This window comes from Secundilactobacillus silagei JCM 19001, assembly GCF_002217945.1.
GTDB lineage: Bacteria > Bacillota > Bacilli > Lactobacillales > Lactobacillaceae > Secundilactobacillus > Secundilactobacillus silagei.
In genome coordinates, this window is sequence record NZ_BCMG01000040.1 from 1 (window position 1) to 293 (window position 293).

Genomic DNA, 293 nt, shown 5'->3' on the forward strand with positions numbered 1-293 from the left:
GGTAAAATAGCATTTTCATCACGTAAAATGGCTTTGGTGATCCGCATCAATGATGTGGCAACACCATAGTAGGTAGCACCCTTGGTATTGATGATCTCGTATGCCTTGTGCATGGTTTGATCTTCAATTTCGTCAAGGTCAGCATCGGTAATGCCATGTTCCTGAGTAACTGAACGTAATGGTCTTGAACCAATGGTGGCTTCATCGTAAGCAGCGAATTCAGTATCACCATGTTCACCCATAATGTAGGCGTCGATGCTACGTGGATCCAAGTTCAACTTCTTACCCAAAGC

General features: G+C 44.0%; 1 pseudogene. It reads right to left on the reverse strand.

The annotated features are described in order from the left end of the window. Nucleotides 1–293 (reverse strand): annotated as a pseudogene (locus CES79_RS12435) (L-lactate dehydrogenase); the annotation flags it as partial.